The sequence below is a fragment of the Terrisphaera buseokensis genome, from assembly GCF_047521145.2.
In the GTDB taxonomy this organism is placed as follows: Bacteria; Verrucomicrobiota; Verrucomicrobiia; order Opitutales; family Opitutaceae; genus ER46.
The window spans coordinates 1,709,492-1,734,013 of sequence record NZ_CM134186.1; the positions used below are offsets into that span (position 1 = coordinate 1,709,492).

At 66.2% G+C, this 24,522-nt stretch carries 13 protein-coding genes; 10 read left to right on the plus strand and 3 right to left on the minus strand.

Going from position 1 to position 24,522, the window contains the following annotated elements; all coding sequences use genetic code 11:
• Nucleotides 1-8 precede the first annotated feature (8 nt).
• The 8 genes from ACLJEU_RS06215 (at nucleotide 9) to ACLJEU_RS06250 (ending at nucleotide 13,027) form a co-directional block, all read left to right on the plus strand.
• Nucleotides 9-884 carry a transketolase gene (locus ACLJEU_RS06215; RefSeq protein ID WP_414663627.1) on the plus strand — a complete coding sequence of 292 codons (876 nt, stop codon included), beginning with the start codon at nucleotides 9-11 and terminating at the stop codon, nucleotides 882-884.
• Between the two features lie 17 nt (nucleotides 885-901).
• Nucleotides 902-1,900: a transketolase family protein gene (locus tag ACLJEU_RS06220; RefSeq protein WP_414663748.1), complete on the plus strand. Its 999-nt coding sequence runs from the start codon at nucleotides 902-904 to the stop codon at nucleotides 1,898-1,900.
• A 19-nt stretch (nucleotides 1,901-1,919) separates the two neighbouring features.
• Nucleotides 1,920-3,416: an FGGY family carbohydrate kinase gene (locus ACLJEU_RS06225; RefSeq protein ID WP_414663628.1), complete on the plus strand. Its 1,497-nt coding sequence runs from the start codon at nucleotides 1,920-1,922 to the stop codon at nucleotides 3,414-3,416.
• A 16-nt stretch (nucleotides 3,417-3,432) separates the two neighbouring features.
• Nucleotides 3,433-4,485, plus strand: coding sequence for a sialidase family protein (locus tag ACLJEU_RS06230; RefSeq protein ID WP_414663629.1), 1,053 nt, complete (start codon nucleotides 3,433-3,435; stop codon nucleotides 4,483-4,485).
• 164 nt (nucleotides 4,486-4,649) lie between these two features.
• The gene (locus tag ACLJEU_RS06235) at nucleotides 4,650-6,635 is read left to right on the plus strand and encodes a glycoside hydrolase family 127 protein (protein ID WP_414663630.1); all 1,986 of its coding nucleotides are present in this window, start codon (nucleotides 4,650-4,652) and stop codon (nucleotides 6,633-6,635) included.
• A 278-nt stretch (nucleotides 6,636-6,913) separates the two neighbouring features.
• On the plus strand, nucleotides 6,914-10,024 hold the full coding sequence (locus ACLJEU_RS06240) for a PSD1 and planctomycete cytochrome C domain-containing protein (RefSeq protein ID WP_414663631.1): 3,111 nt from the start codon (nucleotides 6,914-6,916) through the stop codon (nucleotides 10,022-10,024).
• Nucleotides 10,025-10,133: 109 nt separating this feature from the next.
• Nucleotides 10,134-11,609, plus strand: a complete 1,476-nt coding sequence (locus tag ACLJEU_RS06245) for a DUF1501 domain-containing protein (protein ID WP_414663632.1) — start codon at nucleotides 10,134-10,136, stop codon at nucleotides 11,607-11,609.
• 110 nt (nucleotides 11,610-11,719) lie between these two features.
• The gene (locus tag ACLJEU_RS06250) at nucleotides 11,720-13,027 is read left to right on the plus strand and encodes an acetylxylan esterase (RefSeq protein ID WP_414663633.1); all 1,308 of its coding nucleotides are present in this window, start codon (nucleotides 11,720-11,722) and stop codon (nucleotides 13,025-13,027) included.
• 189 nt (nucleotides 13,028-13,216) lie between these two features.
• On the opposite strand, the gene ACLJEU_RS06255 is transcribed toward ACLJEU_RS06250, so the two are convergent.
• The 3 genes from ACLJEU_RS06255 to ACLJEU_RS06265 all read right to left on the minus strand — a co-directional run bounded on the left by ACLJEU_RS06255 (nucleotide 13,217) and on the right by ACLJEU_RS06265 (nucleotide 20,035).
• Nucleotides 13,217-14,818 carry a phytoene desaturase family protein gene (locus tag ACLJEU_RS06255; RefSeq protein WP_414663634.1) on the minus strand — a complete coding sequence of 534 codons (1,602 nt, stop codon included), beginning with the start codon at nucleotides 14,816-14,818 and terminating at the stop codon, nucleotides 13,217-13,219.
• Nucleotides 14,819-14,899: 81 nt separating this feature from the next.
• Complete coding sequence (locus tag ACLJEU_RS06260) at nucleotides 14,900-16,996, minus strand: hypothetical protein (RefSeq protein WP_414663635.1); 2,097 nt, start codon at nucleotides 16,994-16,996, stop codon at nucleotides 14,900-14,902.
• Between the two features lie 138 nt (nucleotides 16,997-17,134).
• Nucleotides 17,135-20,035, minus strand: a complete 2,901-nt coding sequence (locus ACLJEU_RS06265) for a TonB-dependent receptor (protein WP_414663636.1) — start codon at nucleotides 20,033-20,035, stop codon at nucleotides 17,135-17,137.
• Between the two features lie 292 nt (nucleotides 20,036-20,327).
• Between ACLJEU_RS06265 and ACLJEU_RS06270 the strand changes: the two genes are divergently transcribed.
• Together ACLJEU_RS06270 and ACLJEU_RS06275 are read left to right on the plus strand one after the other, a co-directional pair.
• Nucleotides 20,328-21,425, plus strand: coding sequence for a substrate-binding domain-containing protein (locus tag ACLJEU_RS06270; protein ID WP_414663637.1), 1,098 nt, complete (start codon nucleotides 20,328-20,330; stop codon nucleotides 21,423-21,425).
• 174 nt (nucleotides 21,426-21,599) lie between these two features.
• Nucleotides 21,600-24,482 (plus strand): TonB-dependent receptor, encoded by a 2,883-nt coding sequence (locus ACLJEU_RS06275; protein WP_414663638.1) that lies wholly within the window; start codon nucleotides 21,600-21,602, stop codon nucleotides 24,480-24,482.
• Nucleotides 24,483-24,522 lie beyond the last annotated feature (40 nt).

Consider the following 24,522-nt stretch of genomic DNA (forward strand, 5'->3'; position numbering starts at 1 on the left):
TCCTTTCCATGCCCACTGACGCCCAACTCGCGCTCAAGTCGCTGCACTACCGGCGCAGCGTGATCCGCTGGATCAAGCACGCCGGCGCCGGCCACACCGGCGGCAGTCTTTCGTGCGTCGACATCCTCAACGTGCTTTATAACCGGATACTGCGCGTCTCGCCGGCGACGTTCACCGATCCGAAGCGCGACCGCTACATCCAGAGCAAGGGCCACTCGGTCGAGGCGTTGTTCGTGGTGCTGGCGGATCGTGGGTTCTTTCCCGAGTCGGATCTGGAAACCCTGTGCGCCTACCAGTCGCACTACGTCGGGCATCCGACGCGCCACGTGGCCGGCGTCGAGCAGAACACCGGCGCGCTTGGTCACGGCCTGCCGATAGCGGTCGGCACCGCCCTGGCCTCGAAGATGGACGATGCAGGGTTCCGGGCGTTCACGCTGCTGGGTGACGGCGAGCTCGCCGAGGGTTCGAACTGGGAGGCGGCGCTCGCGGGCGCGCACTACAAGTTGGATAATCTCACGGCGATCATCGACTGCAACACGCTGCAGATCACGGGCCGCACGCGCGACGTGATGAATCACGAGCCGCTGGCGGAGAAGTGGGCGGCGTTTGGCTGGGCCGTGCGGACGGTCGACGGCCATGACCTCGCTGCGCTCACGGCCGCGCTCGAACGACCGCTCGAGGTCGGCAAGCCGTCGGTGGTCATCGCCCGCACCACGAAAGGCAAGGGCATCAGCTTTATGGAGGACGTCGGCAAGTGGCATCACGGGGTGCCGAGCGATCAGGAATACACGCAGGCGCTGGCCGAGTTGGACGCGGCCATCGCGGGAGCGCCGGCCTCCGGCCGGCTGGCTCATTCGTCGGGCGGGATGCCCGTGCTCCCATGAGCGCCCCGGCTCCGTCCATGAATTCGGCCGCGGCGAAAGCGCGCGCGGCGGAACTCGGCCTCGTGATGGGCCGCGCCAACCTCGAGGCGTTCGCGGACACGCTGCTCGCACTCGCGAAAACCGACCGGCAGATTGTGGCCGTCACGTCCGACTCGCGCGGCTCCGGCAAGCTCGGGCCGTTCGGCCAGGCGCTGCCGCAGCAGATCGTCGAGGTCGGCATTGCCGAGCAGAACCTCGTCGGCATCGCCGCCGGCCTGGCGTCCTGCGGCAAAAAGGTGTTCGCCGTTTCACCCGCGTGTTTTCTGACCGCCCGTTCCCTCGAGCAGGTGAAGAATGACGTGGCGTACTCCGACAATCCGGTGCGGCTCGTGGGTATCAGCGCGGGTGTCAGTTATGGTGCGCTCGGCACCACGCACCACTCGCTGCACGACTTCGCCGCGCTGCGCGCGATCAACAACCTCACGATTGTCGTTCCCGCTGACAACTATGAGACGCGCGAAGCGGTCAAGGCCGCCGCAGCGTCAGACCATCCGGTCTATCTCCGATTCGGCAAGGCCGCGCTCTACACGTTGCCGGGCGCCGACACCCAGCCTTTCTCCGTCGGGCGGGCCCGCGTGCTCCGCGCGGGCAACGATGTCGCCTTCATCGGCACCGGTGAAACCGTTATCCACTGTCTGCTCGCGGCCGCCGAGCTGGAAGCTACCGCCGGCCTGCAGTGCCGCGTGATCAGTCTGCCGACGCTGAAGCCGCTCGACGCCGCCGCCGTGCTGGCGGCAGCGCGCGAATGCCGCGCCGTCGTCACGGCCGAGGAGCATCTGGTCAACGGCGGTCTTGGCGAGGCCGTGGCCGGCGTCATTGCGCAGGCCGGCATCGGCACGCGCTTCACGATCGTCGGCATTCCCGACGAATACACCGTCACCGGCAGTCAAGCCGACATCTTCCGTCACTACGGGCTCACGATGGAAGGGCTCAGCCGCACGGCCCTCGCGTTGCTCAATCTGAGATCTCAGATCTGAGATTTCAGATTTCACTCTCATGCTCTGGCTCGCCCTCGACCAAAGTACCTCGGCTACGAAGGCGCTGCTCTTCGATGCGGACGGTCGCACGCTCGACCGCGAATCGCTCGAGCACCGACAGCATTACCCGCAACCCGGCTGGGTCGAACATGACGCGGAGGAAATCTGGCGGAATACGCTCGCCGTCCTCATCACGCTCCTCGCGCGGCACGCTTCTCGTCAGCCCGAAATCGGTTCGCTCAGTCTCACGAATCAGCGCGAAACGATCGTCGTGTTCGACCGTGCGAGTGGCCGGCCCCTGCACCCGGCGATGGTTTGGCAGGATCGCCGCGGCGATGAGATTTGCGCCGAGCACGTGGCCGCCGGTCACGCGGCGCTCGTCCAGCGCAAGACCGGACTGAAGATCGACGGCTATTTCTCCGCGTCGAAGCTGCAGTGGCTCGGGCGGCATCGGCCCGAGCTGCGGGCCCGACTCGCCGACGGCTCCGCGCTCATCGGCACGATCGATGCCTACCTGATTTACCGGCTGACGGAAGGAAAGGTCTTCGCGACCGACGCCACCAACGCGAGTCGCACGCTGCTCTACGATATCACGGGACGGGCCTGGGACGAGGAGTTGTGTGCGCTCTGGGAGGTGCCACGACGGGCGCTGCCGGAGGTGCGCGATTGCACCGCGCGTTTTGGCGAAACTACCATCGACGGCGCGCTCGCACGTCCGATTCCCCTGTGCGGCGTCATGGGCGATTCGCAGGCCTCGCTGCTCGCCCAACGCTGCGTTTCGCCTGGCTCCGCCAAGATCACCTTTGGCACCGGCTCGTCGCTTCTCCTGAACGTCGGGCCGCAGCCTCGTTTTTCGGCCAGTGGCGTGCTGACGGCGCTCGCGTGGGTCCATGGTGGCGTGCCGACGTATGCACGGGAGGGCATCATCATCTCCTCGGCCTCGACTCTCACGTGGCTGCGCGACCAGCTCGGCCTCGCCGCCGACGTCCCGGCCCTTGAGCAACTCGCGCTGGCCGCCCCTGACAACGGCGGCGTTTACCTCGTGCCAGCGTTCACCGGCCTCGGTCTGCCCCACTGGCGGCCTGAGGCGCGAGCGGCGATCACCGGGCTTTCACCGCACAGCGATCGGCGGCATGTGGCCCGGGCGGCGTTCGAATCGATTGCTTTTCAGATTCGCGATGCGCTGGACGCCATGCGCGCGGAGGCCGGGGTGTCGCTGGTGGCGATCCACGCTGACGGCGGTCCGACGGCGAGCCGGTTTCTCATGCAATGCTGTGCGGACCTCGCGGGCGTGGAACTGCGCGTCGCCACGCTATCGGACGGTTCGCCGCTGGGCGCCATGCTGGCGGGCCAGATTGGTCTCGGCCGCGTGCCTTCGGTCGCGGCTCTGGCGGAGGGGCCGCGGGATGAAACGATTTATCGCCCAACGATGCCACGCGAGCGGGCCAACGCGCTCCACGCCGGCTGGCACCGGGCCGTGCAGTCGGTCATCACGGGTTCGACATTGTCCGCCTGATGCCGCTCCCTGACGCATGAGATTCACCGCGCTCCTCTTCGTCCTGTTTGTTGCCGGCGTGACTGCAGTCCGCGCGGCCGAGGCCGCGGCGATCCTGCAGGCCGAGATTCTGAACGATCACGCGCCGTATCCAGAATGTCATGCCTCGACCATTGTCGAGGTCGCGCCGGGTACGCTCGCCGCCGCGTGGTTTGGCGGGACCAAGGAGCGCAACCCGGACGTCGGCATCTGGTTTGCGCGCAATGAAAATGGCCTGTGGCGCGATGCCGTCGAGGTCGCGAACGGCGTGCAACCCAAGGGGCCGCGGCTACCGACGTGGAACCCCGTGCTGTTCCAGGCACCGGGCGGACCGTTGCTTCTTTTCTACAAAGTCGGGCCGTCACCGAGCCAGTGGTGGGGCATGGTGCTGGAGTCGCGCGATGGCGGCAAAACCTGGATCAAGGCGCGCCGGCTGCCCGACGGCATTCTCGGGCCGATTAAAAACAAGCCGATCGTGCTCAAGGACGGAGGCTGGCTCGCGGCGTCGAGCACCGAGGGTACGCCCGACGGCTGGCGCACCCATTTCGAACTCTCCCGCGATGCAGGCGCGACGTGGGAAAGGATCGGACCGGTTGAAAAAGGCCCGGGCTTCGACGCGATTCAACCGAGCGTGCTGTTTCACGCCGACGGCGCGCTGCAGGCGCTCTGCCGGACCAAGCAGGGCGTGATCGCGCAAACGTGGTCGCGCGATCAGGGCCGGACCTGGACGGCGCTCACCGCGACCGAACTACCGAATCCGAATTCCGGCACGGACGCCGTGACGCTTGCCGATGGCCGGCAGTTGCTCGTGTACAATCACTCGGCGCATCGCGTGAACGAGGCCAAGGGCAACCGTTATCCGCTCGACGTCGCGCTCTCGGCCGACGGTCTCGCGTGGAAACGCGTCCTGACCCTTGAGTCCGAGCCCGTCGGCAGTGGCTACGCGTATCCCGCGGTGATTCAGGCGAGCGACGGACGCGTCCACATCACGTACACGTTCAACCGAAAAGTGATCAAGCACGTCGTCTTGGATCCGGAAAAACTGCGGTGATCGCTTAGCGAAAAAGGCAGGCAAGTAAAAAGCAGGAAGCCATGAAACCAGGAACCAGTCCCTCCGCCTTTCCTCGCCCCTGCCTTGTTCCTGGCTTCCTGGTTTCCTGCTTAATCCATCTGGTCCTCACCGGGCCAGCGAAAGCTGCGGCGAGCGACGGGCCGTTGGTCGACACCTCGCGTTCGCCGGCGGCGAAATTGTCGATGGTGAATCTCGGCGACGTGCGCTGGAACGGCGGCCTGCTGGGCGAACGCTTCGAGGTGTGTCGCACCACGATGGTGCCGCATCTCTGGACGATTTTCAAAAACGACACCGAGAGCCACGCGTGGTCGAACTTCCTCATTGCCGCGGGCCAGGGGCGCGGCCGCGACGGCAAGTTTCACGGCCCGCCGTTCAACGACGGAGATTTCCTGAAATGGCTCGAGGCGCTGGCGCAGGTGTACGCGCTCACGCGTGAGCCCGCGCTCGATGCGCAGATGGATGAAATCATCGCGGTGGTCGCGAAGGCGCAGCGCGAGGACGGTTATCTGCACACGCAGAAAATCATCCCGCAGCGCCAGGGTGATCCGCAGGCGAAGGAGTTTGCCGATCGCGAACACTTCGAGACCTACAACATGGGTCACCTGATGACCGCGGCGTGCGTCCATCATCGCGCGACGGGCAAGACCACGCTGCTCGCGCTGGCGCGCAAGGCGGCGGATTACATCGAGCAGCTCTGCGCGACCGTCCCGGAGGATCTCGCGCGCAACGCGATCTGCCCGTCGCACTACATGGGCGTCGCCGAACTCTACCGCGTTACGCGCGAGCCGCGGTATCTCGCGCTCGCGCGGCGGCTGATCGAGATTCGCGATCTCGTGCCGGCGTCGGTCGGCAGCGATCACAACCAGGACCGCGTGCCGTTCCGCCAGATGACCGAGGCCGTCGGGCACGCGGTGCGGGCGAACTACCTCTACGCTGGCGTGGCGGATCTGCTCGCGGAGTCCGGTGACCCTGCGCTCCTCACGACGCTCACCGCGCTCGCCGACGACGTGGCCACGCAGAAGCTTTATATCACCGGCATGACCGGGGCGCTGTACGACGGGGCTTCGCCGGACGGATCCTCGAAGCACGGCTCGATCAAGACCGTGCACCAGGCCTACGGCCGCGATTACCAGCTGCCGAATCTCACCGCCTACAACGAGACGTGCGCGACGATCGGCTACGCGATGTGGATGTGGCGGATGCTCGCGGTGACGGGCGAGGCGCGTTACGCGGATCTCTTCGAGCAGTCGCTCTACAACGGCGTGCTCCCGGGCATCAGCCTGGAGGGGAAGGATTATTTCTACGTCAACCCGCTGCGGAAACTCCAGGACTTCAAGGTGCCGTTGCGGTGGTCGCGCACGCGGACCCCGAACATCAAGTCGAGTTTCTGCTGTCCGCCGAACGTCGTGCGCACGATCGCCGAGGCGCACAACTACGTGTATGCGGTTTCCCCGGACACGCTCTGGGTCAACCTCTACGCGGCGAGCACGCTCGACACGGCGTGGGCGGGCGGCGGCCGGCTCAAGCTGCGGCAGGCGACCGACTACCCGTGGGACGGCGCGATCCGGATCACGCTCGACGCCGTGCCCGATCGGGCGGTGGCACTCAAGCTGCGCATCCCGGGCTGGCTGCGGCCCGGGCGGGCGATGTTGCGGATCAACGATCAGGTGGTGAACCAACCGCTCGTCCCCGGCACCTATGCCGAGGTGAAACGCGCCTGGGCGGCGGGCGACGTGATTCAACTCGCGCTGGAGTTTTCGCCGTCGCTCTGGGAAGCCAATCCGCTGGTCGAGGAGACGCTCGATCAGGTGGCGGTGCGGTCCGGCCCGTTGGTGTATTGCGTCGAGTCGAACGATCTGCCCGCCGGTGCGCGCCTGAGCGACGTGGCGTTCATGCTGCGGGCGAGCGCCCCGGTGTTCACCCCCGCACGCGAGCGGATTGCGGGTGCCGCGGTTCAGACTTGGTCGACGCCCGGCATCGCGCTGCAGCGTCCCGCGTGGAGTGCAACCGATCTCTATCGGGAGGTGACCCGCGACCCACCCAAGGAGATCCGCCTCAAGTTCGTGCCGTATTTCGCGTGGGGCAACCGGGGCGACACCGAGATGAGTGTCTGGCTGCCCGTGCGTTAGGCAGGTCGCGTCCCGAGTGGGGCCCGAGGGTCCGGGCAGGCGCCCGCGAGCCGGCAAGGGAACCGTTCAGTTATGCCAATCGCTCTCTGCCTTTGGACTTTAGCCGTGGCTAAGAGCGCCAGCGAGTGGTCGTTCGGCCACTCGCTGGCGCTCGTAGCCACGGTCGTTCCAGAAGTCCAAAAGCAAGGAGCGACTGGTATTGCATCGGGCCGGACGAGTTGACGTGCGCGGGGCAACGCATACTGCTGGAACGTTCGCGAGGAGTCTCCCCACCACTCATGCCCACCCGTCGTTTCGCCGTTTTCTGCGCCCTGCTGTCGGTCACTGCGTTTGCGGACGACAAGGTCACGTACAACGACCACATCCGGCCGATCCTCGCGAACAACTGTTTCGCGTGTCACGGCACCGACGCCGCGCACCGCAAAGCCAAGCTGCGGCTCGATACGGCAGCCGGCGCGACCGCGGAACGCGATGGCACGCGCGCCATCGTCCCCGGCGACCCGGAAAAATCCGAACTTTGGCAGCGCATCATCAGTTCCTACGAGGACGAGGTCATGCCGCCGGCCGACTCGCACAAAAAACCGCTGGAGCCGAAAGAGCGCGAACTCATCAAGCGGTGGATTCAACAGGGCGCGGTCTATCAAAATCACTGGGCCTACGAACCGGTCGCGCGCGCGCCCGTGCCCTCCGGCAAGGCGGCGGGGAAATCGGCGAATCCCGTGGATCGTTTCATCAGCGCGCGGCTGGCCGCCGAACGCCTTGCTCTGGCGCCCGAAGCCCCGCGCGAGGTGTTGATCCGACGCCTGACGCTCGATCTCACCGGCCTGCCGCCGACGCCGGATGAAGTCGACGCCTTCGTCGCTGATCGTTCCGCCGGCGCCTACGAACGCGTGGTCGAACGGCTGCTGGCGTCACCGCGCTACGGCGAACACTTCGGCCGCTACTGGCTCGACGCGGTGCGTTACGCCGACACCCACGGCCTCCACCTCGATAACGTCCGCATCATCTGGCCCTATCGCGACTGGGTGGTGTCGGCCTTCAATCGCAATCTGCCGTTCGATCAATTCACGATTGAGCAACTCGCGGGCGACATGCTGCCGCAGCCGCGGATCGATCAGCTCGTGGCCTCCGGCTACAATCGTAATCATCTCTCGACGTCGGAGGGCGGCGCGATCGAGGCCGAAGCCGAGATGCGCAATACCGCCGATCGCGTCGACACCACCTCGGCCGTATGGATGGGACTGACGGCGAACTGCGCGTCATGTCACGATCACAAATTCGATCCGCTGACGCAGAAGGAATACTATTCGCTTGGCGCAATCTTCAAGGGCCTCGCCGATCGCGTGTGGGACGGCAACGTCCGCGTCGCCGGTCCGGTTGCGATCCTGGCGAAGGACGAGGCTGCGCAGCGGCGCGTCGACGCGGTCAACGCCAGCATCCTCCCGCTCGAGGCCGCGGTGTCGGCCCGCGCGGACGCCCTGGTCGCCGGTGAACTGCCGATGCTCAAGCTCGACAAGAAGCCGATCACTTACGACGTCGTGTGGGCGGAAGATTCGGAACTGCCCACGCCGGCCGACATCGGCGCGGCGCCGAAGCCCGGCGAATGGCGGGAAGGCGCGGGCGTTCCCGTGGTCGGCGGCAAGCGCGCCTTGCGGATGGAGGGTCGCGCGGTGCGGCCGTTCGCCTTCACCGCGGGCGACGTCGCATTGATCGTACGCACTGAGGCGAAGGCCTACGTGCACGTTCACCTTGATCCGGCCAATCCCCCGCGGGCGATCAGCTTGGAATTCATCAGCGACGAGAAAAAGACGCGCCGCATCATCTGGGGTGATCCGCAGGCGTTTGAGCCGGAGTTTGCCGCCAATGCGATCCGCGGCGGCGCGTTGCCCGCGCCCGGCAAGTACGCGCAGCTCGCGTTGACCGCGTGCGAGTCCGGCCTGCAGGAAGGCAAGGCGTACACCGGAATCCGCATCGGCCAGAGCGATGGCGTCGCCTGGTGGGATCGCGTGGGCGCGGTCTACACGAGCCCGAGCGGCAGTGACGATCCGTTGCTGTCGAAGGACGCGTGGGTGCGTTCGCTGCAGAACAAGGCGCGCGCCTTCGAGAGCATGGCGCTACGTCACGACATCAATTTCCTCATCGGCCTCTCCAGCACGCAGCAGACGGCCGAGGAGAAGCAGCGCGTCGTGCGCTTCCATCGGGATTACATTTACGCGCCCTTGCGCGCCGCGCTCGAACCCGAGGTGCACGCCGCGCGCCGTTTGATGGCCGAGCAGATGCATTACGAAACGACGCTGCCGATGACGCCGATTTCCCGGGAGCTCGCCGAGCCCAGGGAGGCGCGCGTGCTCGTGCGCGGCCAATACGACAAGCCCGGCGAGGTGGTGCAGGCGGGCACGCCGGCGTTTCTGCCGCCTATCGCGTTCAGTGGCGCGCGACCGACGCGGCTCGATTTCGCGCGCTGGCTCGTCAGCCCGCAGCATCCGTTGACCTCACGCGTGACGGTGAACCGGATGTGGGGCCAGATCTTCGGCGCGGGCCTCGTGCGCACGCCCGCAGACTTCGGTGTGCAGGGCGAGTCGCCGACGCATCCGGAGTTGCTCAACTGGCTGGCGGCGGAATTCATGGCCACCGGCTGGGACGTGAAGAAATTTGTCCGCCTGCTCGTGACGTCCGAGACGTACCGTCAAAACTCCGGTGTTTCGCCGGCCCTGCTCGAACGCGATCCGGAGAACAAGCTGCTGGCGCGCGGCCCGCGGCTGCGGCTCGACGCCGAAGTGTTGCGCGATCAGATGCTCGCGCTCGGCGGCCTCCTCCGGCCGGAGATCGGCGGCCCGCCGGTGCGGCCGTACCAGCCGGTGAACATCTGGGAGCCGGTGGCGTTTGGCGGCAGTAACACCAAGACGTACGTGCAGGAACACGGCGACGCACTGTATCGGCGCAGCCTGTACACCTTCGCCAAACGCACGGCCCCGGCGCCGTCGCTGTCGACGTTCGACGCGCCGTCGCGTGAGAATTTCTGCGTCCTCCGCACGCGTTCGAACACCCCGCTCCAGGCGCTCGCGCTGATGAACGACGTGCAGAATTTCGAGGCCGCGCGGGCGTTTGCCGAACGGCTGCTCACCCGCACGAGCAGCGACGACGACCGGCTGGCCTACGCGTTCAAGTGCGTTACCGCGCGGCCGCCCGTCACCGCCGAGCGAGCGCTGCTGAAGGAAACGCTCGCGACGCACCGGACGCATTTCGCGCAGAATCTCGACGCCGCCCAACAGGTGCTGACCAACGGCGAGTCGAAGCCCAGTGCGACGCTGCCGGTGGGCGAATTCGCCGCCTGGACGATGGTGGCGAATCTGTTGTTCAACCTCGATGAGACGGTGACCCGCAACTGAGTTCGCTCTTCGACAGAATGAAGAAAATTTGTAGAATAAGAAAGGCCGGTGGGGAGTTTCGGCATGTTGCCGATTCTGTTCATTCTGTCTCAACCCGACGTTCAGTTCCATGAATCCGCTCCACGATTATCTGAACCACCTGACGCGCCGCCAGTTCTTCGCCGGTGCCGGCTTGGCGATGGGTGGCGTCGCGCTGAACCTGCTCACGCCGCGGCTGCGGGCGGCGGCGACGCGGATGCAGGCGCTGGAGTCGCGGGTGCATCCGCCGCAGCCGGGCTTCCCGCACTTTGCGCCGAAGGCGAAGCGGATCATTTATCTGCACATGAACGGCGGGCCGTCGCAGCTCGATACCTTCGACTACAAGCCGAAGCTGCAGGAGTACTTCGACAAGGAGCTGCCCGAGTCGATCCGCCAGGGGCAGCGCATCACGACGATGACGAGCGGTCAGTTGCGGTTTCCTGTGGCGCCGTCGTACTTCAAGTTTGCGCAGCACGGCAAGAGTGGCGCGTGGGTCAGCGAACTGCTGCCGTGGACGGCCAAGGTTGTCGACGAGCTGGCGATAGTCCGCACCGTGCACACGAACGCGATCAACCACGATCCGGCGTGCACGTTTCTCATGTCCGGCAGCGAAATCCCCGGCAAGGCGAGCATCGGCTCGTGGATTTCGTACGGGCTTGGCAGCGAGAACAACGACCTGCCGGCATTCGTCGTGCTGACGCCGAAGTTCTCCCCGAAGGTGGCGGCGCAGGCGCTGTTCACCCGGATGTGGAGCAGCGGCTTCCTGCCGACGTCGCACAGCGGCGTGGCGTTGCGGGCGCAGGGCGATCCGGTGCTCTTCCTCGAGAATCCCAACGGCGTGGATCCGAGCACGCGGCGGACGATGCTCGATTCGCTCTCCAAGTTCAACCAGCTGGCGCACGCGCGTCATGGCGATCCGGAGACGCTCACCCGCATCGCTCAATATGAAATGGCGTTTCGGATGCAGACGAGCGTCCCCGAGCTGACGGACTTCAGCAACGAGTCCGAGGCCACGCTCGATCTTTACGGTCCGGCGGTGAAGGAGCCCGGATCGTTTGCCGCGAGCTGTTTGCTCGCGCGACGCCTGGCCGAGCGCAACGTGCGCGTCGTGCAGATTCTGCATCGCGGCTGGGATCAACACGGCACCCTGCCGGAGCATCTGAAGATCCAGTGCAACGACACCGACCGCGGCTGTTACGCGCTCATCGCCGATCTCAAGCAGCGCGGGCTGCTCGATGACACGCTGGTCGTGTGGGCGGGCGAGTTCGGGCGCACGGTGTACAGCCAGGGGACGCTCACGAAGACCAACTATGGTCGCGATCACCATCCGCGGTGTTTCAGCGTGTGGCTCGCGGGCGGCGGCGTGAAGGGCGGCGTCGTGTATGGCGAGACCGATGAGTTCTCCTACAACATCGCGCAGAACCCCGTCAGCCTCCACGACCTCAACGCCACGCTGCTGCACTGCCTCGGCATCGACCACTCGAAGTTCAGCTTCAAGTCCCAGGGACTGGACCAGCGCCTGACGGGCGTGGAACCGTCGCGGGTGGTGACGGATATTCTGGCGTGAGTTTTGGAGGGTGTACTGGGACCGCGACCGCCCCCGGTCGCTGGCTGCGGAATGCGACCGGGGGCGGTCGCGGTCCCAGCACACGCACAATCCCTGCTGGCTTTTTCCCCATGAAACACATCGCTCTCCTCGTCGCGGCACTCGGCCTCATCTGCCTCGCGTTCGCCCCGTCCCGCGCCGCCGAAACCGAGAAGAATTCCGGTCCGGTGCTGACCGCCACGACTGATCGCGCGGATGCCCTGTACCGGCGCGGCGAGACCGTGACGTTTGTGCTGCAACTGCAGCAGGGCGGTAAAACCGCGGGGAAGGGCGAAGTCGAATGGACGTTGACCAAGGACGGCGTCGCCCCGACGCGCACCGGCCGGGTCGCCCTTGACGGTGGACGCGCCACGGTCACCGGCACGCTCGATGAGGCGGGCTTCCTCCAGTGCCGCGCCGTGTTTCAAGCCGGAGCAACGAAACTCACCGCGCTCGCCGGGGCCGGCGTATCACCGACCGAGATCAAGCCGAGCCAGTCCGTGCCCGCCGACTTCGATGCGTTCTGGACGGAGAAGAAGCAGGCGCTCGCAGCGGTGCCGATGAATCCGCAGCTCACGCCCGTGAAATCGCCGAGCACGACCGTGGTGACATTTGATGTTCAAGTGGAGAGCGTCGGCGCGCCGGTTTCCGGTTATTTTTCCCGCCCGGTGGGCGCCAAGCCCGGCACGTTGCCGGCGATTCTGACCGTACATGGCGCCGGCGTGCGCAGCGCGGGTCTCGGTACGGCGGCCGGCTGGGCCAAGGAAGGCGCGATGGCCTTCGACATCAATGCCCACGGAATTCCGAACGGCCGCGACGCGGCGTTCTACGAAGCGTTGAGCCAGGGTGAACTCAAGGACTACCGCGCGATCGGCAAGACCTCGCGCGATACGGTATACTTTCTCGGCATGTTCCAGCGTCTCATTCGCGCGATCGATTTCCTGACGGCGCAGCCCGAGTGGGATGGTCGCACCGTCGTCGTGTCGGGTTCGAGCCAGGGCGGCGCGCAGGCGATTGCGGCGGCCGGCCTCGATGCGCGCGTGACGTTCTTCGCCGCGGGCGTGCCCGCGATGTGCGATCACACCGGCGCACTCGTGGGGCGGATCGCCGGCTGGCCGAAATTCATCGCCACGAAGGAACAGCCTGCGCCCGAGGTCGTGGCTGCGGTGCGTTACTACGACGCCGTGAATTTCGCGACCCGTGCGAAGGCCGCGGGCATTTTCACAGTGGGCTTCATCGATACGACGTGTCCGCCGACGAGTGTGTACGCGGCCTACAACGCGCTGGGGACGAAGAAGGAAATCTTCCACGACATCGCCGCCGGCCACACCAACACGCCTGCGGCCTCGGCCGCGATGCGCGCCGCGATCGTGAAGCACCTGGCCGCAATGAAGCGTTAGTCCCGTGGCTACGAGCGCCAGCGAGTGGCTCTGACCACTCGCTGGCGCTCGTAGCCACGACAAGGCTGGGTAACCGTCAGCGGGCGGCTCGTTCAGGGAGCGTAGCCAGGAGCGTAAGCGAGTGGACTCGCGATCGCACCCTGCCTCCACGTGCTCTTGCTCGTAGCTGCCATACAGTCGGAGTTCCGCTCACACCGCGGCCAGCGCCGCCTCGATGTCCGGGGGATTCCACCACACGGGCTTGCCGGCGTCCGTGACGATCACGCGCGCGGCATTGTAGCCGCAGAGGCCGGTGACGTTGCCGCCCGGATGGGTGGAACCGCCGCAGAGATAGAGGCCGGGAATCGGCGTGCGATAGGTGCCCGCGCCGGCGAACGGGCGGTTCCATCCGACCTGATTGTTCGCGAATGATCCGATCAGGAGATCGCCCCGTTGCATGTTCGGGAACGAGCGCTCCGTATCGAGCGCCGACCGCGTGTAAGCATCGAGGACGGCGCCCGCCAGATTCGGTGCGTGTTCGGTCCAGCGGGCGAGCAGCTGCCGGCCATGGGCGTCGCGCTCGGCGTCCCAGTTGGCCGCGTCTCCACGGAGCGCATACGGCAGTTTCTCCCAGAGAAACGCGACGTGCCGGCCGGCCGGAGCCTGTGTCGGATCGAAGAGCGTCGGGCACGCGCCCCAGGCGACGGTCGGCGGAATCTCGCCGCGCTCGTGCGCCGCGACGATGTCGTGAAACTGCCCGAAGCGTTCGAGCCCCACGATGAACATCAACGCCCGCTCCAGCTCCGGCCGGCGCGCGGCGGCCAACCAGCGCGGCGGTTCTGACAGCGCGACGTTGAGGGCAAAGAGCGGCGCGAGTAGATTGTAGGTGAAATCGCCCGCGCGACGGCGGAGATCCGCGGTGGCGTCGGCCGTCGGCAGCAGTTCGAGAAACGTCTGCTGCGGATTGAGGCCCGAGACGATGCGGTGCGCCGTGAGTTCCTCGCCGGTCGTCAACTCAACGCCCACGGCCCGGCCGCCGCGAACGATGATGCGACGCAGGTTCACGCCACAGCGAATCTCGCCGCCATGTTCGGCGACGTCGCGTTCGAGCCCGCGCGCAAGCTGGCCCGAGCCGCCGACGCACATCTGAGCCTTCGAGGGCGAGGCGAGCAGCGCGGGAATGGCGTGACCGAAACCCGGCAGCCGCAGATCGACTTCGCGGAGGCCGTTGAAGAAAAGCAGACCGGCGCGAATCGCGTCGTGCTCAAACTCGCGCGTCACGAATTCGAGCGGCGACAGCGCGGAGACTTCCAGCAGCCGCCGGCCGAGCGGGCTGCGTTCCAGCAGTGCACGGCGCCGCTGCGGTTCGAGCGGGGGCGACTGCGACTCGGGAATCAGGATCCGCTCGACGATCGGCCGGAATTCCGTGGCCCAGCGGCGCAGCGCCGCGGCGTCCTTCGTCGAGAACGTCGCAAACGATGCCACGGTCCGATCGAGATCCGTCCACCATTCCAGCGCGCGGCCGTCCTGCAGCATTATCGCGACGTTGAGCTCGGGTTGGAGGTACTGCACCCCGTGGCGCGTCAGCTCGAGATCACGAAACCACGGCATCTGGGTGATCGCGCGGTGGAAGAACGAGTGCGGGTGATGCGTGAAGCCGTCGAGTCGCGGATTGGTTTCCGTCCGCAGGCCGCCGCCGGGTGCGGGCGCGCGATCGAGGGAAAGGGTGCGCAGACCGGAGCGCGCGAGATAGGCCTGCGCCACGAGGGCGTTATGGCCGGTGCCGAGGAAGATCGCGTCGTAGTGCGGCATGGAATGGCGAAGTCTGGGAGCGCAGGCCTCCGGCCTGCAAGGTTTCGGCATGCCGGTGGGACGCCGGCGCTCCGGTGAGGATCACGGGCCTCGACTCACGATCAACTGACACGCCTCGCGTGAGGGCAGCGTGATCGCCAGCCGCCGAGTGCGGTCGGTGATCACGTGTTCGCCGCGGGCGAGTTCGCGACCATCCTTCGCGGCCAGCCGCCACGAGTAGTGGCCGGGCGCGAGCGTCAGGAGCGTGCAGGCCAGCGATCGTGACTCGGGCCCGAAGTGAAACAGGTCCGCAACGAAACGCTCGCGGCGATTTTCCATGACGAGCGCGGCGATGTCCAACGGCAGCGTGTGCCAGCGGACGCCGTTGAGTGGAAACGTTTCCACCGCGCCGGGATCGCCGGTGACCGTGGAGTACAACAGATCGGAATCCACCCGCTGCAGTCCGGTCACGACCGTGCGCGGCCACGTGCGTGGGAAGCTCAGCACGCGATCGGTGTAACGCACCTCGGAGGTGAAGAGCGGCCAGTTGACGCTCAGCGTCGCGGCGGTGCCGGCGAGCGCGGTCGTCAACGTCGTCACGTCGCCCGTCAGCAGCAGGCGCACGTAGCTGCTGGCGTCGGCGCGCAGTAGATCGTCGAAGCGTTCGTCGCCGGACCATTGCCGCCATTTGGCGAGCGCGTCGTTGATGATCGCCGGCAGCCGATGCGCCGCCCACGCGGCGGAACCTGGCGGGCCGTCGCGGTTACCGTGCGCGAGGTGAGCGGCACGCAGCTCGGCCATGCGTAGCAGCGGGGCAAGGAAGGCCGCGTCGCCGGTCTGCACGTGGGCCTGCAACAGCGTCGCAGTCATCGCGGCGGCGGCGTGTCCAGGCCATGAATACTGCGCGGTCATCGGGTCAGCTCCGAGGTCGGGTCCGATCCAACCGCGAGCGTCGCTGCCGACGAGGCCGCTGGGCCACTGCAGCGCGGCGGGCACGATGCCGGCGGGTTTGCCGCGGTCGGTGCCGAGGGCGGCCTCGACCCAGGTGCGCAGCCAGCGGCTCAGGGGCGTGCCGAGGGTGGGATCGCCCGTGCGTTGCCAAAGTAGCAAGGCCGGCTGCAGCGCGCGCACGTGGTAACCGGTGTCGTAGGCGCGCTGGGGATCGGGGCCGACGCGCGCGTGATTGAAATCGATGTGCTTGAACTGCAGGCCGCCGCGAGCGTTGACCCCCCACCAGACGGTTTGCGCGAGCGGGATCAGCTTGTGAACGCGTTGGATCCATTCGGGAGCGGAACCGGCCACGTGCAGCATCGGCGTGAGCGTGTCCGCGGTTTCCTCGGACGTGTGTTCGACGTCGGTGAGCTGGCTGGTGTAGCCGGCGGCGAGAGCGGGCCGGGAAAGATTCCCGCGGGCAAGCCGCTCCTGCGCCGCCGTGAGGATCGGGTCCTCGAAGCCGATGAGCACGGGCGCCCACCAGCGCCACATCTCGACGTCGTCGCCCCAGTTGCCGCCGAACTCGCCGTTCGCGAGCTGCCGTTCCGCGATCCACCACCGGACGATGCGATGCAGCTGCGTCAGGGCGCGGCGTTGGTGGTTCGCCCACGCGGGCGCGCGTTCATCCTGCGGCGTGAGGTCGGGCGCGGGGAGATTTTCACCGGCGTAAATGGCAAGCAGCGGATTTTCGGGAAACGCCCGCCGCGCGACGTCAAAGCAACGTTCCGCCTCGGCGAGGTAGCGTTGTTGCCGTTCCGGTACCGCGGCCACTTCGGAGTGCTCGAACATGAACCACGTCAAAAAGCGGGCGCGGTAAAAGGCCCACAGCGGGTACACCGGAGACTCGTGGCGCGGCTCCACGGGAAACGCCGGCGTGAACGGGCGCGTGGCGTTGTTGAAGAACTGATGAAGGTAGCGATGCGCCTCGCCCTCGCTGCGCGCGATGGCCTGGGCGGCGCGGCTGCGGCCCTCGGCCCAGGCTTCGACCACTGGCAGCAAGTGATCGAGTTCGGCGCGCGACGATGGATCGAGCCACCCGGGATCGGTTGCGCGCGAAGCCAGTGCACCCAAGTGAAAGAGCCGCGTGGTCTCGTCGGGGGCGTTGCCGGCAAGGGCGACAAGGCTGTGCGCAGAATCGGCGGCGACGGTCAGGGCCGTGCCGCACAGGCCGGCGAGGATGGCGACGAAGAGCCGCAGGAGTGACATCGTGCGTTCGTTCGGCGAATGAGACTGTCGTTTGGACCGCGACCGCCCTCGGTCGCTTTCAACCGGATGCGACCGAGGGCGGTCGCGGTCCAATGGAAACTGTCCCAGGAAAACGGCTACCGGTTCAACGCCCCCTCGTCAGAACCGGAACCGCACCCCGGCGGCACCGTCCCAGCCGATGTAGTCGAGATCCTCGGGGCGGTTGGCGCTGCCGTTGTACCAGCGCTTCGTTTCCTTGCCGAGGTTCTTGCCTTCAACGAAGACGGTGAAGTTGCGATTGACCCGGTAGGAGAGCTGGGCGTCCCAGCGGGTCGCGTCGTAGTTGGTGACGGAGCCGGAGATGCCGCCGACATCGCGGACGAATTCGTCGATGTAGTTCACCGCGACGCGGGCCGTGAAGCCGTACTTCTCCCAGTAGACCTGGGCGTTGTAGACGCGCTTCGGCTGGAGCGGGATGAAGTTTTCCGTGACGGAGCCGGTCGCACCGGTGGTGACGTTAAAGGTGGGAAATTCCGATTCACCCTCGATGAACGTGGCATTCATGCTGAAGCCGAAGCCGTTGAACGGCGACGGCAGCATCGACAGCGATTGCACCCACGTGAGCTCGGTGCCGGTGATCTCCTGGTCGCCGCCATTCTTGTTCTGATACAGCGCCACGGTGACCGGCGGACGCGACTCGCGGGTCACGGCCTTGTAGATGAAGTCGGAGATGCTCTTGTGAAACACCGAGACCGAGAGCATGCCCGTGGGCTGGTAGTACCATTCCAACGACAGGTCGTAATTCATCGACTTCTGCGCCTTCAGGTTGGGATTGCCCCGGAAAATCTTCACCAGCGCGCCGCTGTCGAGATTCGCGACGGCTTCCGGATCGAGATTGGACTCGTACGGAATCAGGTCGCCGTAGTCGGGCCGAGTGAGGGTGTTGGTCCAGGCCGCGCGCAGCACGACGTCGCGATTGAAGCGATAGTTGAAGAGCGCGGAGGGAAACAGATTGTCGTAGGAAGACGAACCGGACGCGCGCGTCGCGGGCGTCGGGCGGTAGATGTAGTCGACCTCGGTCTTCTCGAAACGCAGCCCGCCGATGGCCTGCAGTTTGCCGAGCTGGACGGTGCCCATGCCGAAGGCGGACGAGATCTTTTCCTTCGCCGTGTAGCGGGAGATCGCGACGATCGTCGATTCATCGCCCGGCGTGAGGACGTAGTTGGACGGATTGGACGCAACGTTGGACAGGACCTCGGCGAGGCTGGGGAACGGTCCGAGCGTGGCGACGCGGCCGGCGAAGAGATTGCGTGGCTCGAAGTTGCCGCCGAAGGTATTCTGTCGGGGCGCGACGACCGGAACAAAGTCGTTCATGGTGCCATCGAGGCTGCGCTCCTTCGCGCGGTACTTGGCCCCGACTTTCCACTGCACGGGCGTCTCGGCGACCCGCTGGTTGAAGTCGTAGTCGAGCTTGGCGACGAGATCCTCGTCCTTGCCGAGGACGTCGGTGAAGCGCACCTGGTTGAGCGCGAGGTCCTGGGTGACGAACAGCATGTTCGCTCCAGTGGCGCGCTGCGTCATCGTGACGACGGGGTAATGGGGATCACGGCGGTTGACGGTCCAGTCGATCGTGCGGCGGAGCGCGGCGGACGCCGTCTCGAACTGGTAGCGTTGCGCCTGGCCGTCCATCTCGGCCTCGCCGTAGTTGACCTCGTAGCTGAGCGTGCTGTCGGCGAGCTTGGTCTTGCCGCCGATCGCGATGCGATCGTTGGTGCGGTCGTTGAGCTGGAGTTCCGTGAGGCGCCGAATCCGGGCCTCGGCCCCGCTGGCGAGAAGGTCAGTGGAGTTCGCCGCGAAGGCCGCGAAACCGCGCTCGCGCAGGCGCCAGCGCCACGTCTGGGTCTTGCTGCCATTGTGGAAAAGTTTCAGGTAAAACTGCGACGGACCGACGGGGCGGTAGTCAAAGTTGAGATTGCCGCCGAGGCTCTCCTTCGTGATGTCGCGGTAACGGAGATCGAACTCGGAAATCGCCTGGTTGGTGATGCCTGCGATGGTATCGACGGGCGCAATCGACTTGTCGAAATACGGGATCTCGTAGTCGTTCTGGCCGTATTTCTCCTTTGAGTACGACAACGTCGCCGTGACACCGAGCGTGCGGGCCTGGTCGACGACGTCGCTGTAGTTGAGGCTGAACGCGAAGCCGTCGTCCTTGCGCAGGCTGTTGTAACGGTATTCGGCGCGGCCGTTGATGCTGCGGCCCGGCAGGTCGAATGCGCTGCGGGTGACCAGATTGACCTGACCGCCAAAGGCGTCGGCGTCCCGATCGGCCGGCAAAGCCTTGATGACCTCGATGCTGCTGATCATGTCGGAGGGAATCGTGCTCAGGTCGACCGCCCGGGTTTCCGTCCCACCGACACTCGTGACGCCGTCCGTCGCGGGAAAGCTCACGTGGGAGCCGTCGAGCGTGACCGAGTTGAGCTTGGCTTCCGCGCCGCGAATCGAGGCGAAGGCGGAGCGGCCTTCGGTGACGACCGTGACGCCCGCGAGGCGGGCGAGGGCGTCGCCGACGGTGTTGTCGGGCAGATTGCCGATGGCGTCGGACGAAATCACATTCATGACCGTGTTGCTGGTGCGCTGCTGATTGATCGCGCGCGACTGGCCTTCGCGCACCGACTCGACGGTGACGGCCTCGAGCATCAGCACGTCACCTTCAGCGAGGTCGACGGTGGTTGTGGTGGTGCCACCGGCGGCGATGGTGACCGGCAGGACCTTGGTCTTTCGGCCCACGTAGCTGACCTCAAGGTTCTGTCGTCCCGCGGGGACATTACCGAGGGAAAACGTGCCGTCGCGAGCGGTGGCGGTGGCGAGGGCCGTGCCGGCGATTCTGACTTCGGCGCCAACGAGGTAACCGCTCGTGGCCTTGTCTGTGACGATGCCGGACAACGTGCCCGTGGATTGGGCGAAGGCCGTCGCTCCGCAGAGCGTGGCCAGAAAGACGATCGCGTGGCGCCAGAAGCTGGCCCGCGGCAGACGGACGGTGGAAACGGAGGCAGAGTTCATTGGTGGTCGGTGATGGGTACGGCGATCGTTGGGGAGGACGGCGCCGCGGAGACTTCGTTGCGCACTGACGGTGGAGGAAGCACGCCGATGAGCACGTGATTCGCAACTCGAATCAGGTTGTCTGGACGAGGGAGGAGCGGCCGTGCGCATGCTGGCGTCTGCGGCCTGGGACCGCGACCGCCCTCGGTCGCAACGGTACGGCAGCGACCGGGGGCGGTCGCGGTCCCAGGACACGTCCTCACCCACTCATCCCATGGCTTGCACGCCGTCATCAGCGTGAATGCGATACCGCATGACCCCACACGCCGTCCCCGAACGCTCGACGCTCGTGAGCCAGACGATTCGTCTGCTGGAGCAGGGGCTGCGCGACGCGCGCTGGCGGGGGCAGCTGCCTGGACAGCACGAGCTGTGCAATCAACTCGTGATCAGCCGCACGACCCTGCGAACCGCGCTCCGGGATCTGGCCCGGCGCGGCTGGATCGATTTGCGGCAGGGACGTCCGATGCGCATCCGGGTGCGACCGGCCGAGGCGGCGGCGGTGCGGGTGGTGAGTCGCGTGGTGGTGTTGTTGCCCGAGCCGGTCTGGCGCCTCCGGCCATCGATCGCTCGCTGGGTGAGTGAGCTGCGGCCACTCTTGCAGCGCTCCGGTCTCGAGCTGGTGCAGAGCGAAGGCGGTCATCACTACCGGGCCAAACCCGCGGCGCACCTGGAGAAACTGATCCAGACGTGGCCGCACTCGGCGTGGGTGCTCTTCGGCAGCACGCTGGCGATGCAGAAGTGGTTTTCCGACCGCGGACTGCCGGTGATTCTGGTGGGTGCGGCGTTTCCCGGCGTCGGCCTGCCCTCGGTGGAGTTCGATCATGCGGCCATCGCGCAGCACGCCGCGGCAACACTCGCAACCGCCGGTCACGTGCGCACCGCGATCCTGCTGCAGCGCACGGGCTCGGCGGCGGATGGCACGACGTGCGCGGCCTTTGCGTCCGCTCGCCAGCCCGGCGCGCCGACGCCGTTGCTGCTCGAACACGATGGCAGCCTCGCTCAGATCGAGGCGCGCCTGCGCCGGCTTGCCGGCATGGCGGAACGCCCGACCGCGCTGTTCGTGACCAAGTCGCACGCGATTCCCGCGGCGTTCACCATTCTGCCGCGGCTCGGGTTGGAAATTCCCCGCGACCTCTCGGTGATCTGTCGCGAGGACGATCCGTTCCTCAGTTATCTGGTTCCGGCCGTCGCGCGCTACAGCTCCGACTCCGCCGCAATCGCGCGCAAGCTGGCCGTCGCGCTCGCGCACTTCGCGCACGGCCAGCCGCTGAAGGTCCGGCACGATCGGCTGATGCCGCGTTTCGTGGCGGGAAAATCGATTGCCGCGCTGCCCCGGCGGGCGGCCGGTTGACGCTGTCCTCCGACGGGTCCGAAGCGGGCTCGTTTACTTGTCTGCTGGAGATACAAGCGGATTGGTCGTGCCTGTGGCTGCGAGGCGCGTCCCGATGGCGACGCTTTCGTTCCCACCCCGTAAACCCTTACCCGCGGCCGCCGCGCCTGATTGCGGCGGCGTACCCTTGTGCTCATGAAAACCCTGTCGTTGTCTTCGTCTTGGTTCCGCCGCGCCCTCGGTGGCGTCGGCCTGCTGGTTGGATTCCTGGGAGTGGTGGCACCGGCCGCGCTCGCCCAGCGCGCCGGCACGGGCGTCATCACCGGTCAGGTCGTGAATGAAACCACGCGTACCGCGCTCACGGGCGCAGCCGTCACGCTCGAGTCCGACCCGCGCGTCCGGGCGTTTTCCGAGGACGATGGTTCGTTCCGCCTCGAAGGTGTGCCCGCGGGCGAACAGACCGTCGTGGTCGACTACACCGGTCTCGATGCCGGCCGCGTGCGCGCCAGCGTGACCGCCGGCGGCACGACCGCGATTGTCGTGCGGCTGACGGCGGGCATCTACCGGTTGCAGGCGTTCGAAGTCTCCTCGGTGCGTGAAGGCCAGGCCGCAGCCATCAGCAGCCAGCGAGCGGCGGACAACATCAAGACCAGTGTCTCCACCGACGCGTTCGGCAATGTGGCCGACAGCAACCTCGGCAACCTGCTCGTCAAGATGTCGGGCATCGGCGGCGAGCGCGACGAAGGCGATGTGTTTCAAGTGTCGGTCCGCGGCATGTCCGCCGACCTCAACTCGGTCACCGTCGATGGCACGCGCCTCTCCGGCGCCACCACGCGCGGCTCCGGCCGGGCGTTCGAGATCGACAAGGTGTCGACGTCGTCCATCGAGGCGATCGAGGTGGTGAAGGCGGCGACGCCCGACATGGACGGCGATTCGATCGGCGGCTCGATCAATCTCAAGACCAAGAGTTCGTTCGATCGCACCGGCCGCGTCTTCGACTACACCGTGGGGCTGAACGCCTACGCCCAGCGCGGCACGAGTTATCCCTCCGCGAGTTTTTCGTACTCCGATGTCTACGGCGCGGATCGCCGCCTCGGCGTCGTGGTGTCGGGCAGCTTCAACCGCACCTCCGGTCCGCGCTCCGCGTTTCGCGCGGGGTTCACGAATCCGACGTTCACCGCGCCGGCACCGATGACGGACTTCCAGCTCGCGGAGGATGAAATCCGGCTCGATCGCTCCGGGGCCAGCGTTAAGCTCGAGTACAAGCTGAACGCGGCGGCCTCGGTGTTTCTCGCGGTGATGTATAATAATTTCCGCGACATCATGGATCAGCACAAGCAGCGGATCCGGCGCAACAACGGGACGGCGGTTTCGACTGACGACGTCATCACCACGATGACGAACGGCCAGTTTGAATACGAAATGGAGTCCCGCGTCCGCACCGTGAAAACCCTGCGCGTGCAGGCCGGCGGCAAGCTCGCGTGGCGGGGCTTCCAGGTCGACTACGACGGTTCGGTCGCGCCCTCGACGGGTTTTGAAAAGCGTCAGGATTTGATCATGCGCGGCGACGGCGTGAACTACGTCGTTGATCGCACGAACCGACTCCACTTTCCGCGGATCACGCGGACGGGAGGCTTCGATCCGTCGAACTACGACAACTTCGCGACGCAGTCGATCAACCGGAAGGACTTTCACGCCGACGACGAGATCTCGTCGGCGCAGCTCAACGTGAAGCGTGCGTTTGCGACCGCCCTGCCGACGTATCTCAAAGGCGGCGTCCGTTATCGTTTCCAGGAAAAGAAGCAGGATCGCGCGCAGGATGTGTGGACGTACGTCGGACGCGATGGCGTGGCCGGCCGCGTGGCGGCGACGGGCGTGAACGATGACAACCTGAACCGCTTTCGCGATGACGGTCACCGTTACCTGCCCATCAACGGATTTTACAGCGAGCTCGCCGCCTGGCCGGACTGGCGCGCGGTGCACCGCGAGATCGTGACGAATCCCTCGGTGTTCTTGTACAACCGCAACAGCTCCGTGCAGAACGAACTCGTGAACGACGGCAAGGCCAGCGAGGGCGTGTCCGCCGGCTACCTGCAGGGCAACGTGAAACTCGGCAAACTCTCGGTGCTCGCCGGCGCGCGGATGGAGAACACGCGGGTCTCGGGCACCGGCCCGCTGACCGACACGCGTTTTCCGACCACGCAGCCGGAGCAGCGCTTCGGCGGTAAGATCACGCGCAAGTCGAGTTACACCGATCTGTTTCCGAGCGTGCACCTGCGTTACGAGCCGCTGCGTGACACCCTGATCCGGGCGAGTGTTTCCACCGGCATCGGCCGGCCTTCGTTCAACGACCTGATGCCGATCACGACGATCAACACCGCGGCCAACTCGATCACGCAGAACAACGCGGGCCTGAAGCCGCAGCGTTCCACGGGTTTCGATCTCAGCATCGAGCGCTATCTCAAACCGATCGGCGTGCTGTCGGTCGGCGTCTTCCAGAAGGAGATCAAGGATTACATCTTCTCCGTGCGCAACACGGTGCCGGGCGGCGCGAACAACGGGTTCGACGGCCTGTATGAGGGTTTCGACTACAACACGAAGACCAACGGCGGCTGGGCGCGGGTGAAGGGTTTCGAGGCGAACTACCAGCAGCAGTTTTCGTTTCTCCCGGGCTGGCTGGGCGGCTTCGGCGCCTTCGCGAACTACACGCGGCTCGTGACGCGCGGGACGTTCACCGGCACGGTCATCGTGGACAAGCTGAGCAACTTCACGCCGATCGCGAGCAACGTGGGCCTGTCGTACATCCGCTCGAAGCTCACGCTCCGCGGCCAGCTCAACTACGTCGGCGAGCGCCTCGTGTCCTACAACGCGCTGCCGGCGTTGTGGCAGTTCCAGGAACAACGCTCCACGGTCGACGTGAGCGCGAAGTACCAGCTGAATCCGCGGCTCGGGCTCTTCATCGACGCCTTCAATGTTTTTAACGAGAAGAACTTCATCTACCAGGGCCTCGGCACCCGGCCGGTCAATTCCCAGTACTACGGCACGCGTCTCAGCGGTGGCATTACGGGTCGATTCTAAACCGCACGATGATGGCTGTTAACCACGAAGACACAGAGAC

Bases quoted from the DNA above. Each gene is read 5' to 3' on its own strand.
- ACLJEU_RS06215 (WP_414663627.1), top strand. From the start codon at position 9: ATGCCCACTGACGCCCAACTCGCGCTCAAGTCGCTGCACTACCGGCGC.
- ACLJEU_RS06220 (WP_414663748.1), top strand. From the start codon at position 902: ATGAATTCGGCCGCGGCGAAAGCGCGCGCGGCGGAACTCGGCCTCGTG.
- ACLJEU_RS06225 (WP_414663628.1), top strand. From the start codon at position 1,920: ATGCTCTGGCTCGCCCTCGACCAAAGTACCTCGGCTACGAAGGCGCTG.
- ACLJEU_RS06230 (WP_414663629.1), top strand. From the start codon at position 3,433: ATGAGATTCACCGCGCTCCTCTTCGTCCTGTTTGTTGCCGGCGTGACT.
- ACLJEU_RS06240 (WP_414663631.1), top strand. From the start codon at position 6,914: ATGCCCACCCGTCGTTTCGCCGTTTTCTGCGCCCTGCTGTCGGTCACT.
- ACLJEU_RS06245 (WP_414663632.1), top strand. From the start codon at position 10,134: ATGAATCCGCTCCACGATTATCTGAACCACCTGACGCGCCGCCAGTTC.
- ACLJEU_RS06250 (WP_414663633.1), top strand. From the start codon at position 11,720: ATGAAACACATCGCTCTCCTCGTCGCGGCACTCGGCCTCATCTGCCTC.
- ACLJEU_RS06255 (WP_414663634.1), bottom strand. From the start codon at position 14,818: ATGCCGCACTACGACGCGATCTTCCTCGGCACCGGCCATAACGCCCTC.
- ACLJEU_RS06260 (WP_414663635.1), bottom strand. From the start codon at position 16,996: ATGTCACTCCTGCGGCTCTTCGTCGCCATCCTCGCCGGCCTGTGCGGC.
- ACLJEU_RS06265 (WP_414663636.1), bottom strand. From the start codon at position 20,035: ATGAACTCTGCCTCCGTTTCCACCGTCCGTCTGCCGCGGGCCAGCTTC.
- ACLJEU_RS06270 (WP_414663637.1), top strand. From the start codon at position 20,328: ATGACCCCACACGCCGTCCCCGAACGCTCGACGCTCGTGAGCCAGACG.
- ACLJEU_RS06275 (WP_414663638.1), top strand. From the start codon at position 21,600: ATGAAAACCCTGTCGTTGTCTTCGTCTTGGTTCCGCCGCGCCCTCGGT.